The sequence below is a fragment of the Clostridium hydrogeniformans DSM 21757 genome (assembly GCF_000686705.1).
Taxonomy (GTDB): Bacteria; Bacillota; Clostridia; order Clostridiales; family Clostridiaceae; genus Clostridium_Z; species Clostridium_Z hydrogeniformans.
On the sequence record NZ_JMLJ01000013.1, the window covers coordinates 134,781 to 142,281 of the forward strand.

Below are 7,501 nucleotides of genomic sequence, written 5' to 3' on the forward strand. Positions count from 1 at the left end.
TTAGTAGTTAATATATTTTCATTATATTAAGCTGTTTCTTCTTTATTAGTTGATTTTGATACAAGATAAGTTACCACTGAAGAACCACTAACATTTGTTAATGTTCTCATCATGTCAAGAATTACATCTATACCCATAAGCATAGCAAGTCCTTCTATAGGAAGTCCTAAAGCAGTTAGAACAACTGTTGCCATTATGGAGGCTGTACCAGGAACCCCAGCAGTTCCTATAGATGCTACTGTAGTTACGAATATTAGTAATAGATAATTTGATAATCCCATAGGTATATTAAATACATTAGCTACAAATATAGCTACCATAACAGGGTAGATTCCACCACAACCATTCATACCCATTGTTGCACCTATTGGAGCCACAAAGTTTGCTGTAGACTCAGGAACCTTAACATTTTGAGTAAGAACTCTTATAGTTATAGGAAGAGTACCATAACTGCTTCTGGTTGTGAATGCAACTATTAAAGCTTTATTTATATTTTTGAAGAACTCTATAGGGTTTGTTTTTCCTACAAATAGAAGAAGTCCTCCGTGAACAAATATAATTTGTATTAAGCAAGCTATATATATAACTAAAATAACTTTAACCAGTGGTATAAGAGAGCTTAGTCCGTATTTCGCTGATACTCCCATCATAAGAGCAAATACTCCATAAGGTGTTAATTCAAGTACCATAGAGGTAACTCTAAACATAACCTTTGAGAAACCTTTGAAAAAGTCTTTCACTGGTTTTACTATATTGGATGCAAATTCGCTTTCATGAGTTATTCCTAAAGCTATAAGTACTGAAAATACTATAACAGGAATCATCTTATTCTTTGCCATATCTTCTATAGGATTTGAAGGTACCATATCTAAGAATATTTGCTTTAAAGTAGGAATTTCTCTTGCTTTAAAGGCTTCATCCATAACAAAGGTCATTCCCTTACCAGGATTTATTATTAAAGTAACTATTAAAGAAATTACTGCAGCTATAAGAGTAGTAAATAGTAACCAGAAGATTGTTTTTAAACCTAAAGATTTAAGTTTATTCTTGTCTTCCACAGAAGTCATGCTAGCTATAATAACACTTACAACTAAAGGCATAACTATCATTTTTATTGATTTAATGTACACCTGTCCAACAACATCTAAGTTAGGGGCAGTTGAGGGAAAGAAAATACCAAAAGCAATTCCTAAAGCCATGGCAATTAATACTCGTCTACCGAATAACACTTCTTTTTGTTTAAGTGCAAATAGTAGAACTAAAACTAAGATTGATAAAATTAGTCCCATTTAAAATCCTCCTTTGTAAAAACAAATTTATTTTAATAATTTTAATTATAGATAAAAAAAACCCACCTCTTAAATAAATTTAAGAGGCGGAGTAATATCCACGGTTCCACTCTTTTTAAGCCTTAATAAGGCTTACCTTTTTTGGGGTACATTAAATACCCTATCTCTATAACGGGAGAATCCGTAAAAGCTTACTAAAAATTTCAGCTTAACACTCATAGGGGCACTTCCAATATAACTTCTTATAAGACTCTCTCAGCTTAAAAGTCTCTCTCTGTTTAAGGTATATATTGTACTTTTCCTAATCATAGTGTTTAATTCATATCTGATTACTAGGAATTGATTAAATTATAATATAAAAATAAATTTAAAGCAATAAGAAAAAATAAGTAATAATAATGAAATTTACATGGTAAACATTTTCAATTACAGTATTGGGCAAATAATAATCATTATTAGATGAAAATAAAGGTTGATATATATACCTAATAGGGGTATAATAAAAACATGTTAATCGTAAATTTCGCATAAAAAATTATGTTTGGAACAATCTAATGATGAGGATTTTAAAGGAGGATAAACTATGAATAAAGAACAATTCAAAGATTTACATCAGGATAAGGTGTTTAAAAATCTTTATAATGGAGAATGGATTGAAAGTTCAACAGGAAAAACAATTGATATAAAGTCACCTATAGATGGTAATTATTTAGGAAGCATTCAAGCTATGAGCAAAGAAGAAGTAGATAAAGCTATAGACAATGCGGCAGAGGTTCAAAAGCTTTGGGCAGAAACTCCTATAAATAAAAGAGTAGATATATTAAATAGAGCAGCTGATATTTTAGAAGAGCACGTAGAAGAGCTTGCTGATATATTAGTACTTGAAATAGCTAAGGATAAGAAGAGCTGTGCATCAGAAGTTCAAAGAACAGCAGACTTTATAAGATTTACAGCAGATGCTGCTAAGCAAATGGGAGGAGAAACTATACCAGCAGATAGCTTCCCAGGAATGAAGAAGAATAAAATATCTGTTGTTACAAGAGTACCTCTTGGAGTAGTTCTTGCAATAGCACCATTTAACTATCCAATAAACCTTTCAGCATCTAAAATAGCACCAGCTTTAGCAGCAGGAAACTCTGTTGTATTAAAGCCACCAACACAAGGAAGTATAGCAACATTATACCTAGCAGAGGTATTTAATAAAGCAGGAGTTCCAGCAGGAGTTTTAAATACTATTACTGGTAAGGGTAGTGAAATAGGAGACTATTTAGCAGTTCATGAAAAGATAGATTTCATAAACTTCACAGGAAGCACAGAGGTAGGACAACACTTATCTAAAATAGTAGCTATGAAGCCACTTCTTCTTGAACTTGGTGGAAAGGATGCTGCTATAGTATTAGAAGATGCAGATTTAGATGAAGCTGCAACAAACATAGTATCAGGAGCATATTCTTACTCAGGTCAAAGATGTACTGCTGTTAAGAGAATATTAGTTATGGACAGCATAGCAGATGAACTAGTTGCTAAGGTTAAGGCAAAGGTTGAAAAGTTAAAGGTAGGAGATCCTAGAGAAGAAGGGGTTGTAGTATCTAATCTAATAAGTGAAAAGTCAGCAGAGTTTGTTGAATCTCTTATAACTGATGCTAAGGAAAAGGGGGCTAAGGTTCTAGTTGGAGGAAACAGAGAAGGAAGTCTAGTATATCCAACATTAGTTGATAATGTAACTTTAGATATGAGACTTGCTTGGGATGAGCCATTTGGACCAGTACTTCCTATAATAAGAATTAGTAGTATAGAAGAAGCTATAGAGATATCAAATAAATCAGATTACGGTCTTCAAGGATGTGTATTTACAAAGAATATAGATAAAGCTTTCTACATAGCTAATAAGCTTGAAGTAGGAACAGTTCAAGTAAATAATAAGCCAGAAAGAGGACCAGACCACTTCCCGTTCCTTGGAGTTAAGGCATCAGGTATGGGAACACAAGGTATAAGATATTCAATAGAAGCAATGTCTAGACCAAAAGCTATAGTTTTAAATTTAAATAATGTAGAATAATAAATTAGAAAAAAGATGTTAAGCAATTGCTTAACATCTTTTTCTTATCTTCTAGTTATTATTTTATAATAGGCTTTAACTGTGTAAACATAATAAATATAATATATTAAAGCAAATAGTATAATTATAAAATAGAATATATTTAATTTTAATGTATATATATGATTTAATATAAGAATGCCACAGGTTGCATGTGCCACACCTACCAAAAATGGAAGAAGAAATAACATTTTTGTTTGTTTTTTAATAGATGATATAATGTCTATTTTTGATACTCCTAGGCCCTTAAGAAGATTAAATTTTTCTACCTCATCTTCAGCTTGGGTAAGCTGACTAAAGAATATAATACTACCAGAGCAGATTAAAAGTATAAATACTATGAATAGAATTATAAAGATATAAATCCCAGAAAACTTAGTTTTTCCCTCATAGTATATATAAGAAGAATTTAGATATTTATTTTGCTCTTCAGTAGAGTTTTTTGATATATAGTAAGAAAGCTCTTGAGATAATTCAGGAGATCTTTCGAAGTTTTCATAGCTTAAACATCTAAGGTGTTTTAAATCTTTTTTAGGATATAATCTATTAAATGATTCGTCATTTATCACTATAAAGGAGTATAAACTCATATCTAATAGTTTGTTTTTTATGGCTTTTCTTACCTTAAATCTTTCACTAAGATCTATAAGTAAAACATCATCTATGTTAGGTTTAGTATAGTTTTCATTTAGGGACCTTCCATAAACAAAAAGAGATTCATTTGGGGACAGGTCTAAATCTAGATACTCATTCCTACCTAGGGTAGACTGTAGTTTTTTAAAATCTCTTTCAGATAATACATTTATATCATGTACAGTATCATCATAGTCAGGTTGAAGAAACGTAGATGTACCTATGGAAGGGTATATTCCTTTTGTTGAAAAGAAAGATATTTTTATGTCATTTATTATAGTATGCTCCTTATATTTAGAGAAAATTTCATTAACATTTTTATCTAAATCTTCCCTCTCTGATAGATATATAAAATCAAAAGGAGATTCCGATTTAAATCCAGTAATGTCATTGTTATATATTACAAAGGCCATAGTGGATATAAAAATAAGTGATGCTATAAGTAAAGATATAGAAGCAAAGGTTTTTGAGTTTTGTTTTAGCCTAAATAATAAATCAGATAAGGATATCATATTTAAGTTTCTATAGTAAAATCTTTTAGTTTTAGATAAAAGTTTTATAAATATAAGTATGATATTAGAAAATAAGCCATAGGTACTAAAAAGTATAATAGCCATGCCTACAAACACCATAGGAGAAATAGTAAAGAAACCTTTAAAGAATATATAATATCCAAGAGATAATAACACTATAAAAAATAAGGATAAAACAACTGATATTTTAGAATTCCTTTTCTTTAGACTATGAGCATTTATAAGGTTTATTATAGAAGTTTTTTTAATTCTTCTATAACTAATTATAGATATTATAAGAAATATACTGATAAAAAACCTAATAGTAGATGTTATAGCATTAGGTACTATAACTATAGGGCCTAGGCTAAGATTTATATCCATTAGACTAAGAACTATCATTAAAAACAACTTAAAGAATAAGATTCCAAGGGTTATACCTACGGCTAAGGAAAATAAACCCATAAATAATATTTCAAAGAACAAAAGTAATGATATTTGTTTCTTTTTTAAACCTAAAATAGAATATATACCTAGCTCCTTCTTTCTTTTATTTATAAAAAAGAAGTTACAATACCATATGAATATTACTAAAAAGAACATTATAAGCCCAGAGGCAGATTTAAAAGTAAGGTTAATTGAGGCATTAGCTTCTACAAGTAGAGCTTCAGCATTAAAGTAACTAAGAGAAGAAAATGTATAATAGGATATTACCCCAAATATTAAGGAAACAAAATATAGGGTGTTTTCATATAAATTATTTTTAACATTTTTAAGGGCAATTGATATTAAAAACATAGTTATCATCCTTTAAGTATTTTATTTAATATAAGAATTATTATAAGATAAAAACATAGAATTTAGTACATTATAATAAAAATTTTAAAAAAGTCCTAGCACACTAGCTAGGACTTTTATTATTGAGTTACAGCCTTATAGTATGCTCTAACCGTAATGAAGTAATAAATTAAGTATATTACTGAGTATATTACATATGTTATTAGTATTGGCTTTAGAAGGCTCATACTAAGTGCACTTTCAAGAACTTTTAGGGCAAAGGTAGAGTGAGCTATACCTACAACTAAAGGTAGTAAGAATACTATACCTATTTGCTTTGATATAGAACCCTTTAATTCTTTATTACTTACTCCAACCTTCTTTAATATATCATAGTTAAATTTATCAGCATTGGACTCTGAAAGTTGTTTAAAGAAGATTATACTTCCTGTACATATTAAGAATACAAGTCCAAGGAAGGCACCTATAAATACTATTAATCCGCTACCTTCAATGGATGCCCTATATTGAGTGTAGTAATCACTACTTAACATAAAGGTATTTTCTGATATATCCTTATAAGTGTTTTTAGTAAGGGTATTAAATTCTTCAGTTAACTCCTTTGCAGATGTTTCATTTTTAACATTATATAGGCTTAGATTTAAATAGTTATCAGAAGATTTTTGAATCCTATTAAATACATTGTCACTAACTACTACTATAGAGTTAAAAGAGATTAAATTAGTTGGTAGTAATCCATCGCTTGATTCACCAGATATTGTTAAAGCCTCATTACCTAACTTAAAAGTTTTTCCTTTAAAAGATTTAGCAAGTTTTGAACCAACAAATCTTTCAAATACAAAAGCTTCTTTTTCTTTTAAGTTTAACTTAACATCTAATTTAGAATTTTTAATTAAATCTTTAGCTGTACTCTCATTTATAAGAGATATGGTTTGTTCAGCTTCACTGGGACCCTTTGGATCAGTCTTTGGGAATATAAGAGCTTTTTCTAAAATACTTATTTTATATTTACCTTCAATTTTATTTTTAGGATATTTATTTGTGATATTTTCAAAATCTTTATTTATATTATCCTTCTTAAAATCTTTAAGAAGAGAGTTTTCATTTGCTAAAGACTTAGTTTCTTTATTGGTATTAAGAGTTTTTCTTTCAGTAACAAAACCATAGGAATAAGGAGAACTTGATCTTGCTTCTTTATCAGCAAAGTAATACATACTAAATGTTGTACCGACAGCTGTTAAGGTAGTGGCAGAAAGAATAGCAATAGTTGCTAATGTTCTAGCATTTCCTTTGATTCTATAAAGAAGCTGAGAGGTTCCAATCATATTTATTCCATTAAAGTATCTTTTCTTATTTTTCTTTAATTGCTTTATCATAAATACAACGAAAGATGAGAAAAGAATATAAGTTCCTGAAATAGTAAGTACTATTGTAAGTAAAGCATATAACTCAGGACTTTTAAACATATTAGATGCGAAATAGTAACCAGATCCAACCATTATAACACCAAGTAAGGATATTATAGTAGATACTTTAGGTTGAGATTCTCCACGATCTTCAGCTCTAAATAGGTCTATAAGCTTAAATCTATATATAAGACTATAAGAATGTATTGATATTATTAAGAATATAATAGCAAATACCCCTATAGTTTGAGTTATGGCTTTCATAGGTACGCTAAAGGATATTGTTTTCATAACTTGAAGATCCATTAATTTAAATAATAAGGCTATAAAGCCTTTAGATAATAAAGAGCCTAAAGCTATACCAACAATAAGGGCAATAACTCCCATTACTACTGTTTCATAAAATAACATTCTACCTATTTGCTTTTTCTTTAAACCGAGCATTGAGTATAGAGCGATCTCTTTCTTTCTTTTTTTCGTAAAGAAAGAGTTAGAATACCATATAAATACTCCTGCAAATACAAGTATAACTACTGCAGAGCCTTTAAATAATCCTGAAATTGAAGCTTTTGCCCCCATAGCCTTTCCTATTTGCTCATTAAATTGTAATGATGTAAAGGTAAAATAAATAAGTATGCTAAAGGCTATAGATGTAAAGTATAGAAAATAGTTTTGAAAATTTCTTTTAATATTTTTAAATGCTATATCAAATAAAGACACTTTAAATTCCTCCTTATCTTATTACATGTCTGCAACTGTATTTCC

At 29.3% G+C, this 7,501-nt stretch carries 4 protein-coding genes and 1 other annotated feature; of the genes, 1 reads left to right on the top strand and 3 read right to left on the bottom strand.

Features of this window, described 5'->3' with window-relative positions:
- Positions 1–26 precede the first annotated feature (26 nt).
- On the bottom strand, positions 27–1,289 hold the full coding sequence (locus BR69_RS0108780; RefSeq protein ID WP_027632855.1) for a dicarboxylate/amino acid:cation symporter: 1,263 nt from the start codon (positions 1,287–1,289) through the stop codon (positions 27–29).
- A gap of 79 nt (positions 1,290–1,368) precedes the next feature.
- Positions 1,369–1,607 (bottom strand) — a binding site (T-box leader).
- A gap of 265 nt (positions 1,608–1,872) precedes the next feature.
- Between BR69_RS0108780 and BR69_RS0108785 the strand changes: the two genes are divergently transcribed.
- Positions 1,873–3,348, top strand: a complete 1,476-nt coding sequence (locus BR69_RS0108785) for an NADP-dependent glyceraldehyde-3-phosphate dehydrogenase (RefSeq protein WP_027632856.1) — start codon at positions 1,873–1,875, stop codon at positions 3,346–3,348.
- 44 nt (positions 3,349–3,392) lie between these two features.
- Here the strand turns inward: BR69_RS0108785 and BR69_RS0108790 are convergent, their stop codons facing one another.
- Positions 3,393–5,330 carry an FtsX-like permease family protein gene (locus tag BR69_RS0108790; RefSeq protein ID WP_027632857.1) on the bottom strand — a complete coding sequence of 646 codons (1,938 nt, stop codon included), beginning with the start codon at positions 5,328–5,330 and terminating at the stop codon, positions 3,393–3,395.
- Between the two features lie 119 nt (positions 5,331–5,449).
- On the bottom strand, positions 5,450–7,456 hold the full coding sequence (locus BR69_RS0108795) for an ABC transporter permease (RefSeq protein ID WP_027632858.1): 2,007 nt from the start codon (positions 7,454–7,456) through the stop codon (positions 5,450–5,452).
- Between the last annotated feature and the right edge of the window lie 45 nt (positions 7,457–7,501).